Genomic DNA, 223 nt, shown 5'->3' on the forward strand with positions numbered 1-223 from the left:
GCCTCTATCACTACGTCTGCGGCGTTATCGACGATGTGTACGTCGTTTCCGGTTCCGCCCACCGTCGTGTCGGTTCCAGTTCCACCTTCAAGAACATCGTTACCCTCGCCGCCCAGAAGAGTGTCGTTGCCTCCTCGGCCAAGTATCCTGTCGTTCCCTCCGCCACCTTCGAGCGTATTGATCCCGTTATTACCATCGATGAATTGGGCGAGTTCATTACCCC

At 56.1% G+C, this 223-nt stretch carries 1 pseudogene; it reads right to left on the minus strand.

What is annotated here, in order from left to right:
* A pseudogene (locus G7A66_RS14700) lies at nucleotides 1-200 on the minus strand (calcium-binding protein); the annotation flags it as partial.
* Nucleotides 201-223: the final 23 nt, after the last annotated feature.

The organism is Alteripontixanthobacter muriae (assembly GCF_013336795.1).
Classification (GTDB): Bacteria; Pseudomonadota; Alphaproteobacteria; order Sphingomonadales; family Sphingomonadaceae; genus Pseudopontixanthobacter; species Pseudopontixanthobacter muriae.